Here is a 24,709-nt window from a genome sequence, read left to right on the forward strand (position 1 = left end):
GGTTTTGGACAATAAAAGGGGGATCTCATTGATTGAAAATCTTCTTTGGGGCGGTACGCTGCTCCTCGTCGTGATGTTGATGGTGTTTGTGGACATTAAAAGGGAAGGGCACCACAGAAGCCATCCCAGCCGCCTGCAGATTCCCGAAGACCCGCCGGAACAGAGTCCGATTAGAAAAGGAAGGACCCGGAACTGACAAGAAAACCTGTTGAAAAAAGATGCATCTCCAGCTGAGGTGTTTCTTTTTTTATGGTCAAGCCCGTTCGAAAGGTTCGCATGTCAACAAAAAGGATGGTTGTCGAATGGAAGTGTTCACGGAGAAAGTGCTCTACATAGCTTTGTTCATTTTAGTCATCCATACCATTGAAACGCTGGCCTACGCAGTGCGGATGTCAGGGGCAAGAGTGGGGCGGATCGCCTCGGCTCTTGCCTTGTTTAATTTGATGGTCATCGTTTCCAGGATGGCCAACATGATGCAGCAGCCGTTTACCGGCAGTTTGATTGATGCTGCGCCGGTTGAGAATACGCTGGCTTTTGTTGAAGATCAATATCGAATCATCATCGGAGCGTCGACGGTGGGGACACTGGCCGGCATTGTGCTGTTACCTACGTTTATTGCTTTATTTTCACGGGCCATCGTCCATTTATCCAACAATGGCGGATCTGTTCCGGTGCTGTTAAAGACGTTTACAACGAAGGATTATTTCAAGCGGGGCCTGCATCTGTTCGCGCTTCCAAAGCGGAGTTACTTAAAGGGCTTTTCGTTATCCAACATTCCGAAGCGCTTGTTTTTCGTCAATATGCTGGTGACCTCCATTTATACGATTGGAGTCCTTTCTGCGCTTTATGCCGCGCTTCTGGCTCCGGACAGAGCTTCAACAGCAATCATGGCATCCGGTTTGATCAACGGTGTGGCGACCATTCTGCTTGTCGTGTTTGTGGATCCGAAAATTTCAGTGATGGCGGATGATGTCATCCAAAAGCGCGGAAGCTACAGCCAGCTGAAGAACGTATCTCTGCTTATGATTACATCCCGGCTGCTTGGAACACTGCTTGCCCAGCTGCTGTTTATTCCGGGAGCTCATTACATTGCCTGGTTTACGAAGTTTATCGTTTAATATAAAGGAGAGAATGGAATGATGTTTACATTTGTCCCTCTGACTATGGACCTGGTGGATGAGATTGACACCTGGGATTACGAAGGGTTCGTCGAGCAAGTAATGATGATCCCGTATTATGAATCGTACAACAGAGACGGAATACTGAAGGGCCCTGGCGGCTGTGATGGTTATGCCGCTCTTTTCGATGGAAAAACGGTGGGGTTGTTCGAGTTTACTCAAAAGAAAGAGTTCCTGGAAATCGGACTCGCCCTGAAGCCTGAGTGGATCGGGCGGGGATTTGGAGAGACCTTTGTCCGTGAAGGCATCGCTTTTGGTGTTCGACAGTATGAGGGGATTCGTTCAATTATCCTCACTGTTTCCGTGGAAAATGAACCCGCAGTGACGGTCTATAAGAAAGCGGGTTTTTCCATTGTACGTGAACAGGCCGGGGAAGTGGAGATGGAGAAGGTCAGGAATTAAACACCCACCCTTATGTACTGGTTGTACCTTCAGGTGCTCCGACGATTCCCTTTCCGCGGACGAACGTCCGAGCCTCCTCGGGAAAACCACCCTGTGGGGTCTCGTCCGTCCGTTTTTCCGCAGGAGTGGAATCGTCTGCGCACCTTCTGGAATACAAATAGACTCCCTTGCACTCACTCTCAGCCGTAAGAACCTTGAGGAATGCCCCTTTGTTTAATAGATGTCATCCCTCAAGGTCTCTTTATATGGCGGTCACGGGGAGTGTTCGGTGGTGACGCCTGCGGGAACAGCACGAGCTGAAGATCCACTTGGACAGGTGCTTTTCCTGACCAAGTTAGCTGAAGCCGTGCCCGCGGCACGCATCCACCGATAAGCGGAACGTGACCACTTCAACAACCTGATGGCAGCTGCAGCTATTGATATGACATTGCGTTTAGTATGTCGTTAGCATTTTCCTTTGTTAACACTGTTTTCTTAACTTTTCAACATCAAACGCTTTCATGTGAATAGTGGGTATAACCTTATGCTAAGATAGTATAAAAGAGTGAAAACGTAGAGAGGAGAATGTCTGTGTCATCCATGTCTGAACGTTTCTATCAGTTTGCTGAGGAGGAGTGTGACGGGTCAAGTCCACTGTACCAGCACCTGGCTGAACAGATTGCTGAAGACAAAGAAATCCTTCAGCTGGCAGCACAGGCTCCCGCTGGACAGCCTGTGCCAAACCTGCTGCTGGGGGCTGTACATTACCTTTTAATGATAAGGAATGAGCATCCGCTGCACTCCTTTTATCCGACTTTTACAAATGTTCCCAAGCCGAAAGAGCAGGCGTATCCGGTTTTTCGGGAATTTGTTTTTTTATATGAACATGACATACAAAAGCTCATTCGGGAGAAGCGTGTGCAGACGAATGAAGTACGCCGGTGTGCCTACCTTTACCCTGTCTTCTGCCACATCGCAGCCCGTACGAACCGTCCGCTCGGCCTGATCGAAATCGGCACGAGTGCTGGACTGCAGCTGCTTATTGACCGCTATTCGTACAGCTACGGCAGGGATACGATCTATGGTTCGGCCCGTTCCCAGCTGCATCTGAAGTCCGAGGTCCGTCATGGTAAGCTGCCGGGCTTTATGCAGCAGCCGCCGGTCATGAAGGAAAGAATCGGTGTGGATCTTCACATCTGTGATGTGACCCATGAGGAGACGATGCTGTGGTTGAAGGCGCTCATCTGGCCGGAACATAAAGAAAGGCGTGAAAATCTGGAACAAGCCGTGCAGGAGCTGCGGCTGAACCCACCGGATTTCTACAAGGGAGATGGGGTAGAGGTACTTCCTGAACTGGCTCAACGTATACCACAAAATCGGGTGCTCTGCATCTTCCACACCCATGTGGCCAATCAGATGACGGGTGAAGTCAAAGCACGACTTCATGAGCATCTTGTGGACATCAGCCGTACCCGCCCTGTGTTTCATATCTATAACCATATGAAGGACGAAAATCTTCATATGGATGTTTATGAGAACGGGAGAATTGAAACCCATACCATTGGAGCGACAGACGGCCACGGCCGCTGGTTCGACTGGCTTCTTGAAGAACCCGTTCCAGAAAGGACAAAACAATGACGACGACTTTTGATAGGTTAACGGTTCCCACCGAGGAGCACGTCGCGGCCTTCAACCGCTGGAACAATGATGAGAAGCTGATCCCGCTGATCCGTCCCAACAAAAATGCCGAAGAGCTGTCCGGCCGAAGCTCTATGACACTGGCGGACTTGGAAAAACGCCTGAGCGACCATACGATTTTTCTGATCTATGAGGATGGAAAGCTTGTCGGCGAGGTGAATTACATGATTGACCCTCCACACCTTTTCAAAAAAACACCCCGGTCGGCGTGGATCGGCATTACAATCGGTGAACCTGAAGGGCGTGGAAAGGGGATTGGTGTTCTCGCCATGGCTCATATAGAGGAAAAAATCAAGGAAGCTGGGTTGAAGAGGATTGAACTTGGCGTATTTGAATACAATACAAGAGCCCGGCGGCTGTACGAAAAAATGGGCTACAATGAACTGACGCAGCAGGCTGATTTCACGTACTGGCAGGGCCGGATGTGGGCAGACGTGCGGATGGAGAAGCAGATCATTCATATATAGGAGAGATTGAGAAAGGAGCAGCCTGTGGACAGCTCCTTTTCTATATCTCACTCTTCTGTTTCTTTGAAAAAAACGTGTACACAACATAAGCGATAACAGCCACGACCCCGATGTTTTTGAACGTCGTATATCCAATGTCACCTTGAACGATCTCAAACACAATAAACCCAAGCATAACCAATCCTCCGAGCGCTATAAGGATGGCTTTCGTTTTCTTTTTCATAACATCCTCCCCTTCCTTTTCTTCTCATCTACCCTTTCTGGTGAGTGGTAAACAGAAATTGGAAAGCGGGGAATATCTGTTCTTATGGGATCCTTTTCTAATAATTTGCGATTTTTCTGAAAAAAAGGATTGCCAGGATGTGAAGAATTTGGCATAATTATTCTCGTCATTACATTTCAGGGGGTGGAAGGGTGGAACAGATAGTAGCCATTTGGAAAGATGAGAAGAATGGGCTCGGCATTATTGAGGTGAAAGATCAAGTGTTTGGTTCATCATTTCACCCGGTCTGTTATCAGAAAGAAAGCGAAGGAAAGTATTCCATTATCAATGGTTTGTGGTATACGACCTATCACGGTGCCCGCCAGTATTTCCGTGCGAAAACAAACCCTTATAGTGGGTACGGACGTATGCGCAAAATCCAGTAGCTCTTCCTTTAGGGAAGCAAAGCTGTAAAGGGAAACATAGATGAGGAAGCACGTCCGGAAGAATAGCTGGACGCAGCCGGTGCACGCTTGGGATTACATAGGTAAGTCCGGCTGAAAGAGCTTCTTTTTCTTCCTGAAAGCTGGAACACGTCATGTGCAGCTCAAATCATCCGCTTCATCAGCAGTCCTTGATCATCCGTGAAAACGAAGGGCTGAGACGAAGGCTGATGACCTCTGCTTTTTTGTCAGACCTATGGAAGGAACCTGGCCTTATAGGATTGTATTTTAGTTATGAACGAACCCCGGTGGATGCACCGGGGTATTTTTTATGCATCAAAAGAATTAGTTCGTTTGTTCTAAATACGTGAAATTAGTTAAAAATGGGAGGGAAATTGAAAAAAACATTGGTTTTTTGTTCGTTATAAAGGAATACCCGTGAATATAGAACTTTTCTATTTGAAAAAAGCATTTTATAATGAACACAATCATTCGTTAAAACGAACGAAAAAGAACGAGACGTTCTGCTGAGAGTGTCCTACAGGACTGCGGAGCGAACCAATGGAGGTAATCGAATGGAAAATGTGGTATCCATCCCGTCTGTTCAGGATGACCGGCCGACGCTGAATATCCACGGCGTCAAACATACGTACATGAAACCGAGAATTACAGCATTCATTCCCGCCCACAATGAAGAAAAGTCCATCCGCGACTGCCTGGCCGGCCTCGGTGATCAGACGCTGCCAAAGGACGTGGAGCTTGATGTTATTGTCATCGCCGACAACTGTACAGACCGGACAGAGGAAGTTGCGCTCGCTGCAGGGGAAGAATTCAACCTGAACTTGAAAGTGTTGACGACCGTCAATAACAAGCAGCGCAAAGTAGGCGCCTTAAACGCTGCCTGGAAGAGCATCTACGGTGATCCTCTGGACCTCTACGATAAGAAACCAAGCGTTTATGAGGAGTTTTACAAAACCTCGGTCAAGGCGATCCTCGGGATGGATGCCGACAGCCGCCTTGCCCCGGATGCTTTGACGCAGCTCTGGGAAGGCTTGATGAGCGCCCGGAACATCGGCGGGGTGATGGCGAAGTATACGATGCGGATGCCGAAAAAGAAAAGCCTGATTTCTAAAGATGATGTTCATTATGAAGAAATGATTGCAAGCGGCCAATATGGCGGTCCGATCACGCGTTGGTGGACCCATCAGCAGAAGCAGGATATGGCGAGCTGGCTGCTCGATCTTCAGTACCGTGGTGGGAGCACCTATGTTCTCGGAGGACAGGCGACACTGTTCCGCCCGGAAGCTCTCCAGGATATTATTGAGGAAAACAAACTCGATGGCCCGTGGCAGGATGAAAGTGATGTGGAGGATATGCTGTTAACCTGGCAGATCCAGAAAAAATGGAAAACACTTATCAGCCCCAAAGCCCGCTGCTTCGTAGACTCGATGCGTTCCTACCACACCTTCCGTCAGCAGCGGAACAAATGGCAGGGGGGGACGGTCGAACTTCTGACCAACAGCGACATCGGCGTGAAATCGAAACACCGTTCGAAAATCTGGCGTTCCCAGATTAAAACCTTCATCGATTTGATGATCCGTCTGTTGTTCATCAGCCTTCTGACCGTATCGGTGGCAACCGATCAATTCTTCTGGGCGTGGATCTGGCTGACCCCGATCATCCTTGCTTCTGTCCTGAATACGATTCTTGCCTTGAAAACACCGATGCACCGACCCATTGACGTGATTCTCGCCGGGTTATTGATCAGTCCTGAGATGTATTTGTGGGTCAACTTTGTGACCTTTTCCCATGTCTGGCTCGGCAAGCTTTCCGCCCATAAAAAAGATGGGTGGGCGATCCAGTACAGTGCGGAAAGAGGAACAACACGGAGTAAACTGGCGGAAGGTCTGGTCGGCATCGCAGCCGCTGTCGGAGTGCTCGTTTATCTCGCCTTCCATTACCGTGACTTCCTGACAAGTACCCCTGTACAGGAAGCGGTATACCCTTATCTCGACACAGGCTGGGTGATCTTAACCGTACTTACCATCTATACCTCATTGTTGATGGCGTACCAAATCTGGACGCTTCGTGGAAGACATACAGCATAACCACTTGAAATAAAGGAGGACATTAGGATGAAAGTGAAAAAAGCGATTATTCCAGCAGCGGGTTTTGGAACGAGGTTTCTTCCAGCTACGAAAGCGCAGCCGAAGGAAATGCTGCCGATTGTCGACAAGCCGACCATCCAATACATTGTAGAAGAAGCCATTCAAGCGGGTATCGAAGAAATCATTATTGTGACAGGAAAAGGGAAGCGGTCGATCGAGGATCATTTTGACACGGCCTTCGAATTGGAAAAAACGCTGCTGGATAAAGGCAAGCAGAAACTGCTGGATCAAGTCCGTTACACGACCAACCTCGCTGATATCCATTACATTCGGCAGAAAGAGCAGAAGGGACTGGGTCATGCGGTCTGGTGTGCCCGCCACTTCATCGGGGACGAGCCGTTCGCTGTGCTTCTCGGTGACGATATTATGCGCAGTGCAAGACCGGGCATCCGCCAGCTGATGGATATTTATGAAGAAACACAGTCCCCTGTTATCGGTGTGAAAGCTGTACCTATGGAAGAGACCCATAAATACGGGATCATCCAGCCGGCTGCCCAGCAAGGACGGTGGTATGACGTGGAAGGCTTTGTTGAAAAGCCGAAACCGGGAACGGCTCCGTCCAATATGGCGATCATCGGCCGCTACGTCCTGACACCTGAAATATTCGCCTTCCTGGACCGCCACGAAATCGGAGCGGGTGGGGAAATCCAACTGACGGACGCCATTGACCGGCTGAATACCATCCACTCTGTCCATGCCTGGGAGATGGAAGGGCGCCGCTATGATGTAGGGGAGAAACTGGGGTTTGTCCAGACCACGATTGATCTTGCTCTTGAACGTGAGGAGCTTCAAGAAGACCTGTATGAGTATATGAAAAAAGTGGTCGAAAACTATGAAACCATGCGGATGAAAACACAGATTTCGTAAATAAGAACCGTTTCTGTCTGTTCACAGACAGAGACGGTTTTTTAGATGGTCGCTTAACATGCGTATGGAAATGACGCCCCGGACCATGGCTGATCCATGTTACGATGGAAACAGGCTGGAAAATGTAGATGATTCTTATAAGGAGAGAGGGAACATGGACAACTCATACGCCGTCGGGTGGGGAACACTCGCCTTGATCAACGCCGGCCTCGCTCAGGGGAAAAATCGGACAGGATTGAACTGGTTTTTGTTATCGCTCCTCTTAGGTCCGCTGGCGACATTGGTTCTTTTATTCGTGGAAAAAAGGGGCGGGTGATCTTAAAAAGGCAGGTCGGCTTCTGTTCGGAATGGACGACATACATACAAAGAAAGATAACCTGATGATGAAAAGAAAGATGGAGGGACATATGTTGTGATTGTCGGACGGATTGTATTTGTTTTAGGATTGTTTTTTGTGTTTTTTAGTGCGGTCGCTGCGATTGTGATGCTTTTTTCAGGCGGGGGAGGATCCGTCCTTCCATGGTTTGGTCTGTTGAATGGATTCACGGCCATGGGCGTCGGCGACCTTGTGATCAAAGCGAATCAGACGGTGGAGTAGGTGATGATGATGGGTGGATTTTTGGTCCTTGCAGGCTTAGTTTTGTTGTTATATGTCGTCTTTACGGTAAGTTATATGGATAAAAAGATGAGCAAGCAGGAGAGGGATATAGAGGAAGTGAAATCTCTTTTAAAAGTAGTGATAAAGGAGCAGCAGAGTAAGGAGAATACAGGAAAGGAATGAATGCTGTGAATCTATGGATTTTTATCGTTAGCGGGATTGTACTCGTCATTGCCATGGATTTTGTGTTGAAAAAGCTGTTGGGGTTAAAGAAGACCCGGTATGTGCATGAAACATCAGGAAAAAAAGCTTATCAATGGGTGAGAGGTGGGGCGGCCGTTGTTTTTGTAAGTCTGCTCTGGCTTGTGCTCTCCTTGGATTCCACCTTTTATCTAAGGGTATTCTGGGTCAGCTTTCTTGTTATCATGACAGCGATTGAGGTCTGGTTTGAATACCGATACATCAAAGCATCCAGGCAGTTTATCAAAACACTCGCCCTCGGGTCGGTGTTGATCTCTTTTGCCCTGTTCATCCATTAAATAGGAAAGGCGGGAAAGAAGATGAAGCTTGAAAATGCTGTTTTTTTGAATGCGGAAGGGTATTTAGAAAGGGGCGGTTTTCGCATTGTGAACGGGAAAATCACCTTTCAACCTGACGCTCAGGAGGAAGAAGTAATGGATTGTGAGGAGTATATCATTGTGCCTGGATTAGTGAATGCCCACTTTCACAGCTATTCCCCTTTAGCAGCCGGGTTAATGAAAGAGATGGCTATTCAGGACTGGGCTGGGGATTCTGACCAGGGCCGCATCCAGCAGCTGTTTTTTGATTATCTGGATCATTATATGTCCCGGGAGCTTTTCTATAAGGTGGCGCAGAAGAGTTACATCGAAATGGTGAAAAGCGGGATAACCTTCGTGAGCGACTCGGATCCAGGCCCATCTCCGTGGCAGCTGAGTGAAGCGGTGAACGGCCTCGGGATCAGGGGAATCGTAGATACATATGAAGAAATCGGGGAGTATCATAACAACATCAACGGACGAGTGATGTTCGGAACGCACTTGCTGGAAGAGGAAGACCTGACCCAAGAGGAACTGCTGAAGCTGCAAGATGAGAACGAAGCGTACAAGGCGGTCCGGATGACCCACTGCATGGAAAACAAGTGGCGCCACAACCTTGTTTACGAGGCGTTCGGCCGGTCCAGCGTCGAGCTCTATCAGGAGCGCGGCCTGTTGGATGAGGAGACCGTCCTTTTTCACGGCGTCTATCTATCAGAAAAAGATATTGAAATCATTGCAGATCAGGAAAGTTCCGTTGTGCACTGTCCGTTATCCAACCTCGACACCGGGGCAGGGGTGGCGGATGTTCCTCTTATGATTGAAAAAGGGGTGAACGTCTCTCTCGGCACCGATTTCGTCCACACGAATATGTGGGATCTTATGAAGATGGTGTATTACGGATTGAAAATCCACCAGCCGGTCGACCGCTTTTCCGCCGTAGACGTGTGGAAGATGGCAACAGAGAACGGCGCGGCCGCGTATGGAATGCAAGACAGGCTGGGCCGGATCGAAGAAGGCTTTGAAGCGGATCTTGTGTTCATCAGAAAAAATGAATATACAAACACTTTTTTTGAGAACGAACAATTTTCCACTGCTCTGCACAACCTGCTGTTCCAAGTGAGGGACGAGGATGTGGCGCACGTCATGGTCGAGGGGGACTGGGTGATGAAAAATAGAAGGATGATGAACATCGATGAAAAGGAAATCAACGAGGCGTTCTCCAAAGCGTTGAAGGGGTTTCAGGAATATGTGAACGAGCGGAGGGATGGCTGATGCAGGCAGTCCTGTTTGATCTGGATGGCACGCTGCTTGACCGGGACGCTTCTGTACGGACGTTTATCACTGGGCAGTATGAGAGATGGCAGGAGGCGCTCAGCATCATTCCTAAAGAAACCTACGTGCAGCGGTTTATCGAACTGGATGACCACGGATACGTTTGGAAAGATGTTGTCTATCAGCAGCTGATCGAGGAATTTGATATCAAAGGTGCAGCGTGGGAAGAACTGCTGGACGACTATTTGAAACATTTTCAAGATTCTTGTGTACCCTTTCCTTTTCTCATCGAACTGTTAGATGGGCTGCAAGGCAATGGGTGGAAGCTCGGAATCCTGACAAATGGACGCCATCCCTTTCAAATGGACAACATCCAGGCACTCGGAATCGATACTTATATAAAGGACATTCTTATCTCCGAATCTGAAGGCGTAAAAAAGCCTGATGCAGCCATTTTTCAAAGGGCAGCCCGCCGTCTGGGAGTGCCGGTGGAAGCCTGTGTATTTGTTGGCGATCATCCGGAAAAAGATGTCCAGGCAGCAGCAAAAGCCGGCATGAAAACCGTTTGGAAGAAGAACCCGCTTTGGAAAACAGCAGAAGCTGATGCTGTGATTACCGGATTAGAGGAAATTCCTGTAGTGCTGCGTAACTTACAGAAAAAAGAGAAAGCGGACATCATTCAAGGGCACTGTCCCGGTCTGTCTGTGCATGTTATGGAAAGATATGAGCAGGGTCAGAACAATGATGTCTACGTCATCAATGGGAAGTATGTGTTCCGCTTTCCGAAATACAAGGAAGGGGTTCAGAAGCTCATTCGGGAAACGCGTGTCCTTGATCATATCCAAGGGAAGCTCCCTCTTCCTATTCCTGAACCTGCATACAGGTTTTTGGATAATCAGGCGCCGGAGAATGTTTTTTCGGGCGTTCGGTGTATCGAAGGAGAGCCGTTGTGGCCTGCGGATATGGAAAGACTGGAGGAGTCGTTGCAGAAACACATCGCAGCACAGTTGTCCTCGTTCCTCTATAGACTTCACAATATACCGACCGATCGTAGGACAGTGGAGAAGACGACAGCGGAACAGATAAAAGCTGGCCTTGAAACGTTATATGCAGACATCCAGCACCGATTGTTTCCTTTCATGTGCGGCTCTTCCAGGATAGAGGTGAAAGATACGTTCGAAACTTTTTTTGAGCAGGAACGGTTTACGTTTTCCACGACGCTTATTCACGGAGATTTCGGTCCGTCCAACCTGCTCTGGGATAAAGAGGGCAGGCAGGTCACAGGTGTGATAGACTTCGGCGAAACAGGCATCGGCGATCCTGCCTATGATTTTGCAGGTCTTCTGGCCGGCTACGGCGAATCTTTTGTTAAAGAGGCATGGTCTCTGTATCCAGGCGGGGCGCAGATGTTTGAGCGTGCCCATTTCTATAAACAGACATTTGCTTTGCAGGAGGCGCTCTACGGTCTGAACTATGGGGACAGGGCGGCTTTTGAAAGCGGAATGAGCAGGTATCAGTGATGGGAAAAGGAGGGGAATGCATTGGTCAACTATCATAACCGTACGTTTGTATCCGTTGAAAACAGCCCAGGTGGAGAAGTTTCGTCCAAAACGCAGTTTACGTATTACCAGGAGGGCCGCATCCTTTATGCGGATTATGCAGGTGGAGATATTATCAAAGGGCGCCTGATTGGCCTTGTCCATGACGATGATACGCTTGAATTCAGATACAACCATATCAACACCGATCATGAAATCAGGGGAGGAAAGTGCCGGTCTGTGCCGCACATCAACGAAGACGGACAGCTGGAGCTGCATGAACAATGGCAGTGGATGGACGAGGAACAGACAACGGGCTCGTCCATCATTAAAGAGGTCGAGTCACGGGAACTGCACCGCACATTTAAAGAGAAGAACCTGTAAATGCACCATCCAGAGTAAGAAAGAAGGCACGATCACCGACAGATCGGGATCGTGCCTTTTTTTATTCCTTTACATACTTTTCAAAGTGCCGGCCCCAGTGCGGCTGAGTGCCGTCCGCATCCTTAAATCCATAAACGTCCGTGAGGCCCCATGTACTCAGTGCCTGTCCGTTAAACCGGGCGGCATCCGGATCGAGTACGAGATGTTTCAACGCTTCTCCAATGTAAGCCGGCGATTCTGAGGCGATGAAGTGGGGGTCGACCTCGGCGCCCTCCTTCCAGTTTTCCTCTGTCACACCAAAGTGTTCCAGCATCGCTTCGGAACGGAGGAATCCCGGTGTCAACGAAACAGCGGTAATGCCAAAGCCTTTCAAGTCCTCCGCCATCGCTGCGGCCATGTGGATGTTCGAGACTTTGGCAAGGCTGTAATAGAAACTGCCGCGGTAATTGTAGTCGGTGCCATCCGTTATTTCTACAATCAAACCGGAGCGGTTCTTTTTCATCAGCGGTACAGCATGATGTGCCGTAATGATGTGAGCCTTCACAGCCTGATTCAGGAGCTGCAGCCCTTTGGTCATATCATGTTCCGCGATATCTTTGCCCCATTCAGTCAGCGGGTCACCGCCCCAGATATCATTGACGAGGATGTCGAGTTTTCCGTCTTGTTCCTCTTCAATCTTTTGAAAAAGTTTTTGAACATCTTCTTCTTTCGTGTGGTCGACTTTGACCGGGATGCCTGTCCCGCCGGCTTTTGTAACAAGTTCCGCAGTTTCTTCAATCGTTTCCTTCCGTTCCATCGGGGACTGTTCTTCTCTTGTCGTCCGTCCGGTGACGTAAACGACAGCCCCGGTTTCTCCGAGCTTGACGGCCATGGCTCTGCCAGCGCCTCTTGTGGCTCCTGCGACAACTGCGATTGTATTGTTCAGGGTCATGGAATCATCCTTTCTTTTGCGTTATCTTTATCCTATCTTTAAAGTATGACAAAGAGTGTCATATTTAAAAAAAGGGAGGGATTTTTTTATGAGAGCAGAACGTTTGATGAAAATCCTTCTGCTTCTCCAACATGGACAGACGGTGACGACGCGACGGATGGCTGAGGAGTTGGAAGTATCAGAACGGACCATCCACCGTGATATGGAATCCTTGAGTGCTGCCGGACTTCCGGTGTATGCAGAGAAAGGAAGAGCGGGGGGATGGAGACTCGTCGATCATTGGAAACAGAAGCTCAGCTGGCTGAAGGAGCAGGAGATGCTGGCTTTATTTCTTCCACCAGCAGATAAAATCATACAGGATCTCCACATGGATGATGGCGGGGACGACCGGATGCAGAAGCTGCTTTTATCACTGCCGGAACATTCCAGAGAGATGGCGCGGAATGTATGGTCCCGGATATATGTAGATATGGGAACATGGAAAGAACGGGGCGAGGAGACAGGTCCTTCTCTGGATATGTTGAAAAAAGCGGTCATGGAGGAGAAAAGGGTTCAAATGATTTACGAAAAAGCTGATGGAACGGTGACAGAGGGAACCATCTGCCCGCTCGGTCTGATTGCCAAGGCGAACCAATGGTACGTGGCTGCGCTGAATGATCAGGGAGAGTACCGGAACTATAAACACGCGCGGATCCGAACGGTAACTGAAATAGAAGAAACGTTCGAAAGACCTGTGGACTTTCATCTGGCTTCCTATTGGGAAGCGTCTAAAAAACAGTTCACACGCAACCTTCCCAAGTATCCTGTTATACTCCGCGTTTCACCGGAGGCCTACCGCCGCATCTTTTTTACTCCGCGTTTTGTCACACCGGATGGAGAAGGACGTTTAGAGGCTGATGGCTGGGTGGAGCAGTCCCTGCTGTTCAACACAGAAGAAGAAGCGGTCGGTTTTGTCACAGGCTTCGGCAGTCAAGTGAAGGTGATAGATCCTGAAGCGCTCATTGAAAAGATTAAAGCAAGAGCACAGGGGCTTCTGGACCTTTATCAATGAATCTCAGGAAAGTCATGAACCCTCCCGTTTTTTTGATATGATAAAGAAGAAGGAAATGTCAGGAAAAGGGAGGACGAAAATCATGGGAAAAATAAAAGTAGGCCTGTTGTTCGGCGGGAAATCCTCGGAGCATGAAGTGTCGCTTCAGTCTGCGAAAAACATCATGGAAGCCGTGGACCATGAACGGTATGAAGTGACGTTGATCGGTATTGATAAGCAGGGGGGCTGGCATTTAAGCAGCCCGGATAATTACATAATCAATGAAGACCATCCGGACAAGATTGAGCTCTATATATCCAACAATAATGTTGCAGTGGTCCCGGGCCGGGAAAAGGATCAAATGATTTCCCTCACAGGATCAGAAGCATTGGAGCAGCTGGATGTCATCTTTCCGATCCTCCACGGTCCTCTTGGAGAAGACGGGAGTGTGCAGGGGATGATCCGTATGGCCAATCTTCCTTACGTCGGCCCCAATGTACTAAGCTCCGCGGTGTGCATGGATAAAGACATTACAAAAAAGCTGCTGCAATCGGCCGGATTTCTAGTCGCTGACTGGTTTACCGTGAAGCGGTCGGCATCAAGCGCCCCATCCTTTGAAGAAGTCGAGAACAACCTTGGTGTTCCTTTCTTCATTAAACCGGCGAATCAAGGATCATCCGTGGGCGTCAGCAAAATCAGGACAGAAGCAGAGTATAAAGAAGGCCTGGACAAAGCGCTCCAGTATGACCACAAGGTGATGATCGAAGCGTGTATCGAAGGCAGGGAAATCGAGTGTGCTGTGCTCGGAAATGAGCAGCCCGCCGCTTCTACAGCCGGGGAAGTGCTGCCCAACAGCGACTTCTACTCCTATGAGACGAAGTATATAGATGAAAACGGGGCATCACTGAAAATCCCGGCCGACTTGGATGAGACCGTTATGGAAGATATCCGGATCCAGTCCATCCAGGCATTTGAAGCTCTGGAATGTCAGGGGCTTGCACGGGTGGACTTCTTCCTGAAAGAGAATGGTGAGCTGATCATCAATGAGGTGAACACGCTGCCCGGTTTTACTAAAATCAGTATGTATCCAAAACTGTGGGAAGCGAGCGGTATTTCTTATTCGAAGCTGATCGAGAAGCTGCTGGATCTCGCCATCGAACGCCATCATCAGGATCAAGCATTGAAGAATACCGTTGACTAATCGACGGCAGAACGCTTCATAAGCGAGGCTTCCCGTGTAAGCAGAATCGCTGCGATAAGATGGAAGAACCAGTCCCATGGTGTGTAGAAAATCATAAGTGAAGCGGCTATCCCGACAAGGTTTCCTGCGATAGGGAGGCCGCTTTTTTTTGCGAGTAGAAGGACAAGCAAATGAACGGCTGCCATTACCGTGAACGAATAAGGAATAAGGATTAAAACCAATCCGTAAACGGGGACAATGGCCATAAACTCTATACTGCCGGTGATCCATTTTAGGACCTTGATCGTATTCATAGTCGTGCTCCCCCTTTCTCTTTCATTTAAAGGGTGGGAGGAAAAATCGTCAAGGGAATGGACTGATATATTGGGGGTTTCATCGATATATTTGGATTTTGATTGATATATCTCAGAAAAAATTGATATATCTCAAAAAAAATTGATATATCTCAGAAAAAATTGATACATCCACTATTTAATTGATATCCTTCCATAACGCCGTAAAAAAGAAAGCCGTCTTTCAACCGCTTTCTCAGACAAACCTGCTTTCCTTTACCTTCCACTGCTTATCTGAATCGATGACCCGGTTCAGTTTAGTACAGAACGTTTCCGCTTCCAAGAGGGTCGCGAAGGTCTTAGTCAGATGGCTGCTTGAATCTTTTAATGTTTCTACTTTCCCATTCCGTGTGCGTTCTATAAGGAACATCTTTGCTCAGCCTTTCAATATCAACAGGTTTATTTACTATATTTATATAACATTGTCTCATGGATCTGGATAGAAAGGAACAGCTCGATGTGTTTTGAAATATTCCTTTAATATTGTAAAGGATTCTGTAATAAAAGACATAAGAAAACCCTCCAGTCAAATCTGGAGGGTTTTCTTATGGTTTACTTGGCTTTCTTCCAATAAGCAGCGTCCTTATTGGAGCGCGTTGGTGGGAATGTATCTCCGTTGCTCAGTTCAATATGTTTTTCATCTTCCGTTACATCCGCATCGTTCCCGCCGTTTACCAATCCGTCGAATTCGTATGTGCCGTTTTCAGGTGCTTTTTCTCCAGTCTTATAACGATCTGCCATTTCAAAAAACCCCTTTTCATTTATTTTTGTTACATAGAGAATATACCCATCTCGATTTCCTATAAACGTAAAAAGCACATAGAAATGGAAGTTATTTATTATTTAGGAAAAATGATCGGTGTAATAAAATGGAAGGTGTGTATAAAGGGGGAGGAATAAAGATTCCGCTCTCCTGGTTTAGTTATATGGTGGTGGTCGGTATGATTCAGCTTCTATGTGATCGTTTTCACTAATTTCCAAGGTATAAAAAAGGGTACCATGCCACAAAAATGTGCATACTTACGTGGCCTTGAGTGCTGTGCTATGCTAGGTCTGCATCACCGAAACCAACCAGATTCAAGGAGGGAAGCGTGCGGGTGAAACCATCATAGGGACGATCGAAAGTTCGGAGGGAACGGACAGCGGGACGCCTGTGAAGCCTTGGTATTGGAATGGGCCTCGGAAAGAGAGAAAGCAGAGACCCTCTGTATCCAATGGGCGGATGTTCATGACAGCTCTACTTTGAATGAGCTCTATAGGCGGAAGCCGTTTTACCTTTTCAGCCGGATTTATTGTGAACGATAGAGACCGGCTGTAACAAATCCCGGTCTGCATGAAATTTTCAGGTGCTTTAAACAAACCATAGAGAGAGTAATAAAATCATTATATTCAAAGGAGACGATTGGAATGGAACCGATTCAAGCATTAAATCAAAGATACTCAACAAAGGAATTCGATCAGTCGAAAAAAATCTCAACTGAAGATATAGAAAAAATCAAAGGGATGCTGCAGCTGGCCCCATCTTCTACAAATGTCCAGCCGTGGCATTTCATCCTGGCAGCGACAGAAGAAGGAAAAAAGCGTGTAGCTAAAGGGGCAGAAGGAATGTTCAGCTTCAACGAACCAAAAGTACTGGACGCTTCAGCTGTTGTCGTTTTCGCAACAAGAACAGAGATTACCGATGAATTCCTGCATCATATCAGTGAAAAAGAGGACCAGGACGGCCGATTTGCTGAACAGAAATTCAAAGAGATGAACCATAACGTAAGAAAAATGTTTGTGGATACCCACAAATATGATGTGAAGGATCTTTATCACTGGTCTGAAAAGCAAACCTATTTGAATGTAGGAAGCTTCCTGCTTGGTGTGGCTGAGCTTGGCATCGATGCTGTTCCGATGGAAGGCATGGATATGAAGGCATTGGATGAGGAGTTCAATCTCCGTGAAAAAGGATTCACGTCCAGCGTAGTTGTATCTCTCGGCTACCGTACATCCACAGACTTTAACGCGGATCTGCCGAAATCAAGACTGGATCAGGCGGAAATCATTGAGGAAGTGTAACGGTATAGAGGAACAACGAAAACAGGTGAGGCTGCAGCCTCACCTGTTTTTTATTTACCGCTGTTTTTAATGGCTTTTTCCATCAAGAACTGTACGCCGTATATGATGATGGATAGATGAACGCAGATGACATACCAGATCGTATGATTGATTTTTTTCAATTTGAATAACCCGAGCCGCTCCCAGATCTCTGCTAATGCATAAGCATTGATGATATTTAAAAGCGCATTCAGCAGTACATACTTTTTGAATGTCCCATAGGTGAATTTGAAAATCCAAATGGTTGCCAGGAAGAACGGACCGATTTTATACGTGTAATCCACAGGTCCGGGGGAGAGGGGGTTTTTGTTCTCCCACCATTTCCTCTGATTCGACACGACGCTGAGGACGCTGATGATCAAACTCGTAAAGCTGGCGATCGGTAAATACCTGAAAAAGGTACGTCTGCCAAGCAGGAAAGCCGACAGCCAGGAAAGGATGAACAGAGTAACGGGGAAGATGGTCTTCCATTTAGATTTAGCCATTGTTCCGCTCCTTACATACAATCATTGCGGTTAGGATACCCTTACTTTCATATATCCATGCTGATTATGTATGCACGCAGCTTAAATGAAAGTAACCAGAGCCTTTTCAAAACAGGTGCTGTATAAGTGGTGGCCTTACCCATCCCCTTTCACCATGAGATTTCGGAATATATAATCTGTTATAAAGGGGGGGAGACACGGAAACACCCGCGGGAATGGTTATTCCATAAAAAAAGCCCTTGGTTGAAGTCCAAAGGGCTTTTACTATATAGGAAACGGTTGTAAAAACAGGATAACGATGTTTCTGATAAAATCATCAAATGTTCAGGAGTGAATTTTTTGTAATAAAGTCTCTTCCAGTCTGGAGTAATTTTCCGAATGCTGGGTCTGAGCAGCTAGAGCTTTAAGATTTTTTAAAATGAAATGGGCATCGGCTTCATACAGGGGGTGTGGATACCCTTTTATCGTTTGTTCAGCAAATGACCAGATTTCTTTCTGAACATTCGGTTCCATCGATTGGGCCAGAAGATGAAGCATTTCCAATATTGTGATGATTACGGTTGAATTTTGGCCTGCATATTCTCGTATATATCCAAAACTTTTAAATAAGAAATAGTCGAATCCGTCGTATTTTAACTTTAATCGAACATGCTGGGTATCATCCACAAGAATAGGGGAAAAGCTTGTCGCGTTTCCAATCTCTTTTAGCAGGTCTGTGATTTGGTACAGCGTATTATTCACAGTTAGTGGATCGTTGTTTCCCAATCCTTTCACTGATACCTCTACTAATTTCTCCAAACCGAATTCCAAGTCCTGGATCTCGGTTTTTTTCTCCTCCACACGAACAAGCTCCTTATACTTTTCTACATCCAAGTGCTCTCCGTGGTGCCAATACTCTAGTAAAGGGGTGTTCTCTAAAATGTATTGACCTATAGAGGCTCTTAGTGCAATGACTGCATCATCTTTCCGGGCCTCTTCGATTATTTTTGGGAAGTTGGCGGATTGTAAATGACCGGACTTCGCAGCAAGTACGACAGTGGGTTCGGATGTGTCGGTGATTTCATCCCGATAATTATCTCCTTTAATTCTGTGTTCACCAATCTCTTCCACTAAGGATGTTCGAATGGTAGAGGTTGTGGTCTGTTTCATATTCGACGTTATGTTATGTACCTGAAGCCACGTAGACGTATGGTTGACAAAGTATATAAATGTAACGGCCGCCATGAAGGTTACGAGTACGGAAAGGAATGGAATGACAAAGTATGCTTCATTGCTGCTGTTGCTTAAATACATAATATTCAATAAAACATAAATGAAGCTGCCATTGAAAATACCAAGGACATGCTGAGTGGCGGAATCACTAATGAAGTTCAAAATCATACGGGAAGAGAACTGCCCGCTGAGAGTGGTCAAAGCCACAAGCAAGGAGTTAATGGTGAAGGCACTCAGAGTAAGCACACCGCCTATGAGTGTTGTGACCAGAAGCCTGACGGTGGTCCCGTTAAACGTCATGGCGTGTGGAAGGTATTGATGAACATCTAAAAATGTATCCAAAAACACACTGACCGCTGATAGAACAATGGCTATTCCTATGTAACGGGCCGGCATCAGCCATAATGTTTGATTCAATTCGTTTCTTCTTTCCCTTTTCGTCATCGAAAAGTATGTGAAAATGTTTCTTTTAGACATCGATTCAACCCCTTTTTATTTAATGAATTCTTGACTTAACCTTCTGCTGTTTTCCATCCCCTTTTTCAGGTTGAAGTAATCGTAATAAAGGACAGTATGGGGATGAAAAAGAAAGGGGTATGCAGTAAACGCCTTTCTTCAGAGTGGTCTGAGCTATTACTTGAATAAATTCAAATCGGATAATGCCTGATGAAGACTGTTCTTGACCGCTGTGTGATCCAGCTTTATCCCTAGTTCCACGAGCGAGAGGGATATCGATGGGCTCAAACCGGTCAAAATCACTTGAACACCCATCAGTTTCAAGGATTCAATTGTATGATTCAACTGCTGAGCTACAAATGTATTGATGGATGTGACTCCTGATAAATCGATAATAAGATGTGTAAGGTCTTTATTCTTTGTTTCAGCCAGGGAGGTTTCCCTCATGAGGTGCGCTCTTTCTTCATCTATTTCCCCGATAATGGGAGAGACACCTATGTGTTCATATACTTGTATGATAGGGATGGAAAGCTCATTTAATTTGTTATTGATCGTTTCCCTTTGTTCTTCATTCTGTTCTACATACGTCGAAACGAAGTTATAAATGAAGGAACCGATTAATGGATTTAACGATTGGTTCAACTGAATGACTTCGGATGCGGTGAAATTTAATTGGTTGCATTCATCATCCAGGAATGTCCATAACGTTCTCTCGAAATACGGGAGGGAGCTTAATACGGTAGTAATCAGCTGGTGATTCTCTACAGCTGCACCGGCTTCAATTTCACTTAAAAATTTTAATTCTTTACGCTCGTCCTTCTCCGCTAAATGGATTCCGATTTGCTGGATCAAAGAAGAAACGGTCTTTATAGATACTTGAAATTGTTCTTCTCTTCCTTTTAAATCATAAGTATCTTCGAAGTTTTGAGAGGATAGAGACACCTGAGCGATTTTTGTGCTGTTCTCAGATAAAAATATCCCTATGCGTTTGATTTTATCGTTCGTGTTTTTCATTTGGCTATTCATCTTCCTGCCCCCTGATCATCAACATTAGGCCGTACTTGGAATTACGACGTTCTTTTTACGGCATCCTATATTATAGTAGTAAAAAGAACAGGGTTTCAATGAGGATGGCTGAAAGGTAAGGGTCAGACGAGGGGCTTCCTTATGGTGGAGGGCTTCTATTGGATTTACAAGTGGAGATTCATGGGAGGATGAAATGAACAGGGGCTGCCGTCATGTCCTCATGAGTGATGGGACTTATTTTGAATATATAAAAAAAGAAGCTTCCAGATGGAAGCTTCTTTTTATGAAATCGCGATTACTTTTGAACGTTAGCCGCTTGTGGTCCGCGGTCGCCTTCAACGATTTCGAATGTTACTGTTTGGTTTTCTTCTAGTGTTTTGAAACCTTCGCCTTGAATAGCAGAGAAGTGTACGAATACATCGTCTTGTCCTTCTACTTCAATAAAACCGAAACCTTTGCTTTCGTTAAACCATTTCACATTACCTTGTAACATAAATTGTTACCTCCTGCGTGGAACTGATCCACAATGTATTACTATAATTGCTCTGCATATTCATTCCAGACGAAAGTCACTCAATAGTTCCTTCTGCTTTCATTCCTAAACGAACAAGAATAATTAATTACTACTATATCAGCGTAAAGACGAAACGTCAACCTTCCGTGAAAAAAAATTCACTTTCCTGACTTTGCACGAATCATCACTAGGAAAATCACTAATTATTTTCAGAATAGAGCTAATATTGATTATTATTGGAAGCGTCTTCATTTTTAAAATCATTGCATATATACTGAAAGCGGCAGGAATATATAAAAGCGGCGGAAAGGTTTCTCAGCCGTTTTTTTATTTTGCAACAAGAGAGGAGAAATGTGTTTTGGAAAACAAACGTAAAGGATTGTTTCAAAAAGGGTTGGATGTCATTGAGCGTGTCGGGAATAAACTTCCGCATCCAATCACATTGTTTGCTGTCCTGGCTCTGTTGGTTGTTCTTATATCGGCTGTCGTCTCAAGCTTTGGAGTCAGTGTGGAGCATCCCGGGGAAGAAGGGGAAAGGGTTGAAGTTAAGAACCTGCTCAGCGCCGATGGGATCGAGTACATTTTTTCCAGTATGACAGAAAACTTTATCGGGTTCGCTCCGCTTGGAGTTGTACTCGTGACGATGATCGGAATCGGGCTCGCAGAACGGACAGGGCTGATCAGCGCGTGTCTCCGCGGTTTCGTCTTATCTGTTCCTCGAGCATTGATTACATATGGACTCGTATTCGCTGGTGTCATGTCCAGTGTAGCGTCTGACGCCGGGTATGTAGTGCTTCCGCCACTGGGAGCCGTGATTTTTGCTGCTCTCGGACGCCACCCGCTTGCAGGTCTGGCTGCGGCTTTTGCCGGTGTTTCCGCCGGGTTCAGTGCCAACTTGTTTTTATCAGCGACCGATCCCCTGCTGGGAGAGCTGACGATTGACGCGGCAGCGATCATTGATCCTGCTTATGCAGATGGCATGAACATTGCGATGAACTATTACTTTATCATCGTATCCGTGTTTCTTCTGACCTTCGTAGGCGGGCTTGTAACTGAAAAAGTTGTGGAGCCGCGTCTTGGTGAGTACAAGGGGCAGTTCCGCGAAGAGTTGAAAGGTCTTGAGGCTGTTGAAAAGAAAGGGTTGAAATGGGCAGGTATTTCCATTGCCATTGCTGCTGTATTGACGGCTCTGTTGATTCTTCCGCCGGGCGCACCGCTGAGAGGGGAAGATGGAGCGATTATCCAGTCGCCGTTCATGAGCTCTCTTGTACCAATCATAACGATTCTGTTCTTTATTCCAGGGTTGTTTTACGGCATCGCCACGAAGGAAATTAAAAATGACAAGGATGTAGCCGAACAGCTTTCAGATACGATGGCATCAATGGGGATGTTCATTGTGCTCGCTTTCACAGCTGGTCAGTTTGTCGCGTACTTTTCAGAGACCAATATGGGGCTTGTGATCGGCGTGTACGGAGCTGAACTGCTCGAATCCGCCAATCTTTCAGGCATCCCATTGATATTAGGGTTCATCCTTGTGGCTGCTGTGATTAACTTATTCATCGGCAGCGCCTCTGCAAAATGGGCGATGATGGCCCCGGTGTTCGTACCGATCATGATGCAGCTCGGCTATTCCCCGGAGCTGACACAAATGGCGTACCGGGTAGCCGATTCAACGACGAACATCATTACACCACTGATGACTTATTTTGCGATCATCATCGCCTTCGCTCAGAAGTACGATAAGAAAATGGGAATTGGAACACTCATATCCGTCATGTTCCCGTACACCGTCTTCTTCCTGATTTCCTGGACGATCATGCTGATCATCTGGATGATGACAGGAGCGGATTTAGGGCCGGGATCACCGATTCATTATTAAAAAATCCAAAGGACGTCCGCTGTTACGGCGGGCGTCCTTTTGTATTCTTCTTTAAAAAAATAATTGTGTTACAATACAGATAATTACAAAAAATAGGAGGTTCCATACTTGGAGAAAGGTCGAAAGAAACGGTTGTATGGGATAGAAGAGCACCGGAGTGCCAACCTGAAAAAAGCTGACAGATCACGGGCTTTATGAGCCGGTGGAAAGGGGAAGGGTTCTGATCGATTCGGAGCATCCCCATCAGCGTAAAATATGGGATATCGGTAACGAATACATCTGTATTATGAAAGCGAACAAACACCGCAGGCAGCAGAATGACACCCTTCATCCACGAGTTTGCTACCTACATAACACCTCTTTAAAACTTCAAAGCTGTACACGAGAGATCTTTCCCACCAGGCTGCGGTCGTCCGTTCCAAGTTTTGTGATTAAAAAATCAAAAGGTGGGGTTGTCGTGAAGCACTATGCCGTCTTTCAAATGCCTGAAACGATCCACTATGGGCGTGGAGCCTTTCAAACGATCGGAAAAGAAGCCGCTCTCAGGGGAAGGAGAGCGTTGATGATCAGCGATCCTGTCATGGACGAGCTGGGATATGTCAACGAAGGCCGGAAGTACTTAACTGAATCGAATATGGAAAGCGTGGTTTATTCAGGAGTTGAATCTGAACCGACAGATGTTTATGTAGCCGAAGCCCTCGAATTGTTCCGGACGAAGCAGTGTGATGTAGTGATTTCTCTGGGAGGCGGAAGCTGTATAGATACAGCTAAAGCCGTTGCTGTCCTTGCATCGAATGAAGGGTATATCGGTGATTACCGGGGCGGGAAGAAAACAGTGGGTGTAAGGCCGGCACCTCATCTGGCGGTGCCGACGACAGCGGGAACCGGTTCAGAAGCAACCGATGTAACCGTCATTACGAACACCACGGATGACGTGAAAATGATGATCAAACAGCCGGCCTTTTTGCCGGATGTGGCGATTGTTGATCCGACCCTCACTCTTTCTTCACCGAAACATGTGACAGCGGCTACAGGAATTGATGCCTTAAGTCATGCGATTGAAGCCTATGTATCGAAAAAGTCCCATCCAATGGCCGATGTTATGGCTCTTTCCGCAATGAATTTAATTGTCCAGCATTTGAAAACGGCTTATCATGATGGAGATAACATGGATGCGAGAGAAGCGATGTCCCTGGCTGCGATGCAGGCAGGGGTTGCATTTTCCAATGCCTCTGTCTGCCTGGTTCACGGCATGTCGAGACCGGTTGGTGCATTATTTCATGTTCCCCACGGTTACTCAAACGCGATGCTGCTTCCCGCTGTTCTGGAGTTCAGCAGAAAGGAGGCGGTTGATCGACTGGCCGATGTAGGAAGGATTTTTTCTCCGGACGGGCTGTCTTCCAATGAACAAGCAGCGGATCATGCGGTGTCTTCCGTCAAAGAATTATGCCGGGAGCTGAACATCCCTAATTTAAACGAATGGGGCATCGATAGACAGGAATTTGAAAGCGTTATCAGTAAAATGTCTGCGGATGCATGGGACAGTGGAAGTCCAGCCAGCAATCCGAGAGTACCGACGCTTTATGAAATCGAAGAGCTTTACCGTGTCTGCTTTGATTATGATTTTTCCAAGGCGTCTCTTGTGGAAGGAAACAACATTCCGTAATAATCAAGGAAAATCCCTCACAGGTTGTGGGGGATTTTTTTGTGAGTTTGGATCCGGCAAGATAGGGAGAAGCTTCCTATAATACGGAAAAGTTGGGATTGGTGAAGTGGTGCGCCCGAATCGA

At 46.7% G+C, this 24,709-nt stretch carries 28 protein-coding genes; 20 read left to right on the forward strand and 8 right to left on the reverse strand.

The window, feature by feature from the left end:
- Positions 1–28: 28 nt before the first annotated feature.
- From ACXAJH_RS16985 to ACXAJH_RS17005, 5 genes are all read left to right on the forward strand, one after another.
- Positions 29–196, forward strand: coding sequence for a hypothetical protein (locus ACXAJH_RS16985; protein ID WP_474968028.1), 168 nt, complete (start codon positions 29–31; stop codon positions 194–196).
- A 106-nt stretch (positions 197–302) separates the two neighbouring features.
- Complete coding sequence (locus ACXAJH_RS16990; protein WP_027953702.1) at positions 303–1,118, forward strand: lipid II flippase Amj family protein; 816 nt, start codon at positions 303–305, stop codon at positions 1,116–1,118.
- Between the two features lie 18 nt (positions 1,119–1,136).
- Positions 1,137–1,580, forward strand: coding sequence for a GNAT family N-acetyltransferase (locus ACXAJH_RS16995; protein WP_474971744.1), 444 nt, complete (start codon positions 1,137–1,139; stop codon positions 1,578–1,580).
- Between the two features lie 564 nt (positions 1,581–2,144).
- Entirely contained in the window at positions 2,145–3,197 is a 1,053-nt protein-coding gene (locus ACXAJH_RS17000; protein WP_474994693.1) for a DUF2332 domain-containing protein, read from the forward strand.
- Positions 3,194–3,724, forward strand: a complete 531-nt coding sequence (locus ACXAJH_RS17005) for a GNAT family N-acetyltransferase (RefSeq protein ID WP_474994695.1) — start codon at positions 3,194–3,196, stop codon at positions 3,722–3,724. Before ACXAJH_RS17000 ends, ACXAJH_RS17005 begins: the two co-directional genes overlap by 4 nt.
- Before the next feature lie 40 nt (positions 3,725–3,764).
- Here ACXAJH_RS17005 and ACXAJH_RS17010 read toward each other — a convergent pair whose 3' ends face one another.
- Positions 3,765–3,947 (reverse strand): hypothetical protein, encoded by a 183-nt coding sequence (locus ACXAJH_RS17010; protein ID WP_474968033.1) that lies wholly within the window; start codon positions 3,945–3,947, stop codon positions 3,765–3,767.
- A gap of 191 nt (positions 3,948–4,138) precedes the next feature.
- Here ACXAJH_RS17010 and ACXAJH_RS17015 point away from each other — a divergent pair, with 191 nt between their 5' ends.
- The 10 genes from ACXAJH_RS17015 to ACXAJH_RS17060 all read left to right on the forward strand — a co-directional run bounded on the left by ACXAJH_RS17015 (position 4,139) and on the right by ACXAJH_RS17060 (position 11,753).
- On the forward strand, positions 4,139–4,372 hold the full coding sequence (locus ACXAJH_RS17015) for a hypothetical protein (RefSeq protein ID WP_474968034.1): 234 nt from the start codon (positions 4,139–4,141) through the stop codon (positions 4,370–4,372).
- Between the two features lie 572 nt (positions 4,373–4,944).
- Positions 4,945–6,477 (forward strand): glycosyltransferase family 2 protein, encoded by a 1,533-nt coding sequence (locus ACXAJH_RS17020; RefSeq protein ID WP_474968035.1) that lies wholly within the window; start codon positions 4,945–4,947, stop codon positions 6,475–6,477.
- A gap of 27 nt (positions 6,478–6,504) precedes the next feature.
- Entirely contained in the window at positions 6,505–7,404 is a 900-nt protein-coding gene (galU, locus tag ACXAJH_RS17025) for a UTP--glucose-1-phosphate uridylyltransferase GalU (protein ID WP_474968036.1), read from the forward strand.
- Between the two features lie 154 nt (positions 7,405–7,558).
- Positions 7,559–7,720 (forward strand): hypothetical protein, encoded by a 162-nt coding sequence (locus ACXAJH_RS17030; protein ID WP_474968037.1) that lies wholly within the window; start codon positions 7,559–7,561, stop codon positions 7,718–7,720.
- A gap of 96 nt (positions 7,721–7,816) precedes the next feature.
- On the forward strand, positions 7,817–8,002 hold the full coding sequence (locus ACXAJH_RS17035; RefSeq protein WP_474968038.1) for a hypothetical protein: 186 nt from the start codon (positions 7,817–7,819) through the stop codon (positions 8,000–8,002).
- 9 nt (positions 8,003–8,011) lie between these two features.
- Complete coding sequence (locus ACXAJH_RS17040; protein WP_474968039.1) at positions 8,012–8,185, forward strand: hypothetical protein; 174 nt, start codon at positions 8,012–8,014, stop codon at positions 8,183–8,185.
- 5 nt (positions 8,186–8,190) lie between these two features.
- The gene (locus ACXAJH_RS17045) at positions 8,191–8,541 is read left to right on the forward strand and encodes a DUF4181 domain-containing protein (RefSeq protein ID WP_474994697.1); all 351 of its coding nucleotides are present in this window, start codon (positions 8,191–8,193) and stop codon (positions 8,539–8,541) included.
- 21 nt (positions 8,542–8,562) lie between these two features.
- Entirely contained in the window at positions 8,563–9,831 is a 1,269-nt protein-coding gene (locus ACXAJH_RS17050) for an amidohydrolase family protein (RefSeq protein WP_474994699.1), read from the forward strand.
- Positions 9,831–11,351 carry an HAD-IA family hydrolase gene (locus ACXAJH_RS17055; RefSeq protein WP_474994701.1) on the forward strand — a complete coding sequence of 507 codons (1,521 nt, stop codon included), beginning with the start codon at positions 9,831–9,833 and terminating at the stop codon, positions 11,349–11,351. The genes ACXAJH_RS17050 and ACXAJH_RS17055 overlap by 1 nt, the downstream gene beginning before the upstream one ends.
- Before the next feature lie 21 nt (positions 11,352–11,372).
- Positions 11,373–11,753 carry an avidin-fold protein gene (locus ACXAJH_RS17060; protein WP_474968043.1) on the forward strand — a complete coding sequence of 127 codons (381 nt, stop codon included), beginning with the start codon at positions 11,373–11,375 and terminating at the stop codon, positions 11,751–11,753.
- Positions 11,754–11,814: 61 nt separating this feature from the next.
- Here ACXAJH_RS17060 and ACXAJH_RS17065 read toward each other — a convergent pair whose 3' ends face one another.
- Complete coding sequence (locus ACXAJH_RS17065; RefSeq protein ID WP_474968044.1) at positions 11,815–12,684, reverse strand: SDR family oxidoreductase; 870 nt, start codon at positions 12,682–12,684, stop codon at positions 11,815–11,817.
- A gap of 88 nt (positions 12,685–12,772) precedes the next feature.
- On the opposite strand from ACXAJH_RS17065, the gene ACXAJH_RS17070 reads away from it, so the two are divergent.
- Entirely contained in the window at positions 12,773–13,735 is a 963-nt protein-coding gene (locus ACXAJH_RS17070) for a helix-turn-helix transcriptional regulator (RefSeq protein ID WP_474994703.1), read from the forward strand.
- 82 nt (positions 13,736–13,817) lie between these two features.
- Positions 13,818–14,915: a D-alanine--D-alanine ligase gene (gene ddlA / locus ACXAJH_RS17075; RefSeq protein WP_474994705.1), complete on the forward strand. Its 1,098-nt coding sequence runs from the start codon at positions 13,818–13,820 to the stop codon at positions 14,913–14,915.
- Here the strand turns inward: ddlA and ACXAJH_RS17080 are convergent.
- The gene (locus tag ACXAJH_RS17080) at positions 14,912–15,208 is read right to left on the reverse strand and encodes a hypothetical protein (RefSeq protein ID WP_474994707.1); all 297 of its coding nucleotides are present in this window, start codon (positions 15,206–15,208) and stop codon (positions 14,912–14,914) included. The two genes, ddlA and ACXAJH_RS17080, sit on opposite strands and share 4 nt — an antisense overlap.
- 591 nt (positions 15,209–15,799) lie before the next feature.
- Positions 15,800–15,988: a YjzC family protein gene (locus ACXAJH_RS17085; protein WP_027953719.1), complete on the reverse strand. Its 189-nt coding sequence runs from the start codon at positions 15,986–15,988 to the stop codon at positions 15,800–15,802.
- A gap of 666 nt (positions 15,989–16,654) precedes the next feature.
- On the opposite strand from ACXAJH_RS17085, the gene nfsB reads away from it, so the two are divergent.
- A complete protein-coding gene (gene nfsB, locus ACXAJH_RS17090) occupies positions 16,655–17,308 on the forward strand; it encodes an oxygen-insensitive NAD(P)H nitroreductase (RefSeq protein WP_474968048.1) in 654 nt (217 codons plus the stop codon).
- A 50-nt stretch (positions 17,309–17,358) separates the two neighbouring features.
- Here nfsB and ACXAJH_RS17095 read toward each other — a convergent pair whose 3' ends face one another.
- From ACXAJH_RS17095 to ACXAJH_RS17110, 4 genes are all read right to left on the reverse strand, one after another.
- Positions 17,359–17,832, reverse strand: a complete 474-nt coding sequence (locus ACXAJH_RS17095; RefSeq protein WP_474968049.1) for a hypothetical protein — start codon at positions 17,830–17,832, stop codon at positions 17,359–17,361.
- 324 nt (positions 17,833–18,156) lie between these two features.
- Positions 18,157–19,521, reverse strand: a complete 1,365-nt coding sequence (locus tag ACXAJH_RS17100; protein WP_474968050.1) for a DUF2254 domain-containing protein — start codon at positions 19,519–19,521, stop codon at positions 18,157–18,159.
- A 156-nt stretch (positions 19,522–19,677) separates the two neighbouring features.
- Positions 19,678–20,526: an STAS domain-containing protein gene (locus ACXAJH_RS17105; protein ID WP_474968051.1), complete on the reverse strand. Its 849-nt coding sequence runs from the start codon at positions 20,524–20,526 to the stop codon at positions 19,678–19,680.
- 295 nt (positions 20,527–20,821) lie between these two features.
- Entirely contained in the window at positions 20,822–21,019 is a 198-nt protein-coding gene (locus ACXAJH_RS17110; protein WP_027953723.1) for a cold-shock protein, read from the reverse strand.
- 379 nt (positions 21,020–21,398) lie between these two features.
- On the opposite strand from ACXAJH_RS17110, the gene ACXAJH_RS17115 reads away from it, so the two are divergent.
- Both ACXAJH_RS17115 and ACXAJH_RS17120 read left to right on the forward strand, forming a co-directional pair.
- Positions 21,399–22,919, forward strand: a complete 1,521-nt coding sequence (locus ACXAJH_RS17115) for an AbgT family transporter (protein WP_474968052.1) — start codon at positions 21,399–21,401, stop codon at positions 22,917–22,919.
- A gap of 457 nt (positions 22,920–23,376) precedes the next feature.
- Positions 23,377–24,585, forward strand: coding sequence for an iron-containing alcohol dehydrogenase (locus ACXAJH_RS17120; protein WP_474994709.1), 1,209 nt, complete (start codon positions 23,377–23,379; stop codon positions 24,583–24,585).
- The last annotated feature ends 124 nt before the right edge of the window (positions 24,586–24,709 follow it).

It is taken from the genome of Halobacillus sp. ABD4_316 (genome assembly GCF_056161385.1).

What these genes read in the sequence shown, in the direction of transcription:
- ACXAJH_RS17070 (WP_474994703.1), top strand. Translation starts at nt 12,773, where the DNA reads ATGAGAGCAGAACGTTTGATGAAAATCCTTCTGCTTCTCCAACATGGA.
- ddlA (WP_474994705.1), top strand. Translation starts at nt 13,818, where the DNA reads ATGGGAAAAATAAAAGTAGGCCTGTTGTTCGGCGGGAAATCCTCGGAG.
- ACXAJH_RS17080 (WP_474994707.1), bottom strand. Translation starts at nt 15,208, where the DNA reads ATGAATACGATCAAGGTCCTAAAATGGATCACCGGCAGTATAGAGTTT.
- ACXAJH_RS16990 (WP_027953702.1), top strand. Translation starts at nt 303, where the DNA reads ATGGAAGTGTTCACGGAGAAAGTGCTCTACATAGCTTTGTTCATTTTA.
- ACXAJH_RS17010 (WP_474968033.1), bottom strand. Translation starts at nt 3,947, where the DNA reads ATGAAAAAGAAAACGAAAGCCATCCTTATAGCGCTCGGAGGATTGGTT.
- ACXAJH_RS17000 (WP_474994693.1), top strand. Translation starts at nt 2,145, where the DNA reads ATGTCTGTGTCATCCATGTCTGAACGTTTCTATCAGTTTGCTGAGGAG.
- ACXAJH_RS17095 (WP_474968049.1), bottom strand. Translation starts at nt 17,832, where the DNA reads ATGGCTAAATCTAAATGGAAGACCATCTTCCCCGTTACTCTGTTCATC.
- galU (WP_474968036.1), top strand. Translation starts at nt 6,505, where the DNA reads ATGAAAGTGAAAAAAGCGATTATTCCAGCAGCGGGTTTTGGAACGAGG.
- ACXAJH_RS17105 (WP_474968051.1), bottom strand. Translation starts at nt 20,526, where the DNA reads ATGAATAGCCAAATGAAAAACACGAACGATAAAATCAAACGCATAGGG.
- ACXAJH_RS17055 (WP_474994701.1), top strand. Translation starts at nt 9,831, where the DNA reads ATGCAGGCAGTCCTGTTTGATCTGGATGGCACGCTGCTTGACCGGGAC.
- ACXAJH_RS17100 (WP_474968050.1), bottom strand. Translation starts at nt 19,521, where the DNA reads ATGTCTAAAAGAAACATTTTCACATACTTTTCGATGACGAAAAGGGAA.
- nfsB (WP_474968048.1), top strand. Translation starts at nt 16,655, where the DNA reads ATGGAACCGATTCAAGCATTAAATCAAAGATACTCAACAAAGGAATTC.
- ACXAJH_RS17040 (WP_474968039.1), top strand. Translation starts at nt 8,012, where the DNA reads ATGGGTGGATTTTTGGTCCTTGCAGGCTTAGTTTTGTTGTTATATGTC.
- ACXAJH_RS17085 (WP_027953719.1), bottom strand. Translation starts at nt 15,988, where the DNA reads ATGGCAGATCGTTATAAGACTGGAGAAAAAGCACCTGAAAACGGCACA.
- ACXAJH_RS17030 (WP_474968037.1), top strand. Translation starts at nt 7,559, where the DNA reads ATGGACAACTCATACGCCGTCGGGTGGGGAACACTCGCCTTGATCAAC.
- ACXAJH_RS17020 (WP_474968035.1), top strand. Translation starts at nt 4,945, where the DNA reads ATGGAAAATGTGGTATCCATCCCGTCTGTTCAGGATGACCGGCCGACG.
- ACXAJH_RS16995 (WP_474971744.1), top strand. Translation starts at nt 1,137, where the DNA reads ATGATGTTTACATTTGTCCCTCTGACTATGGACCTGGTGGATGAGATT.
- ACXAJH_RS17110 (WP_027953723.1), bottom strand. Translation starts at nt 21,019, where the DNA reads ATGTTACAAGGTAATGTGAAATGGTTTAACGAAAGCAAAGGTTTCGGT.
- ACXAJH_RS17050 (WP_474994699.1), top strand. Translation starts at nt 8,563, where the DNA reads ATGAAGCTTGAAAATGCTGTTTTTTTGAATGCGGAAGGGTATTTAGAA.
- ACXAJH_RS17065 (WP_474968044.1), bottom strand. Translation starts at nt 12,684, where the DNA reads ATGACCCTGAACAATACAATCGCAGTTGTCGCAGGAGCCACAAGAGGC.
- ACXAJH_RS17005 (WP_474994695.1), top strand. Translation starts at nt 3,194, where the DNA reads ATGACGACGACTTTTGATAGGTTAACGGTTCCCACCGAGGAGCACGTC.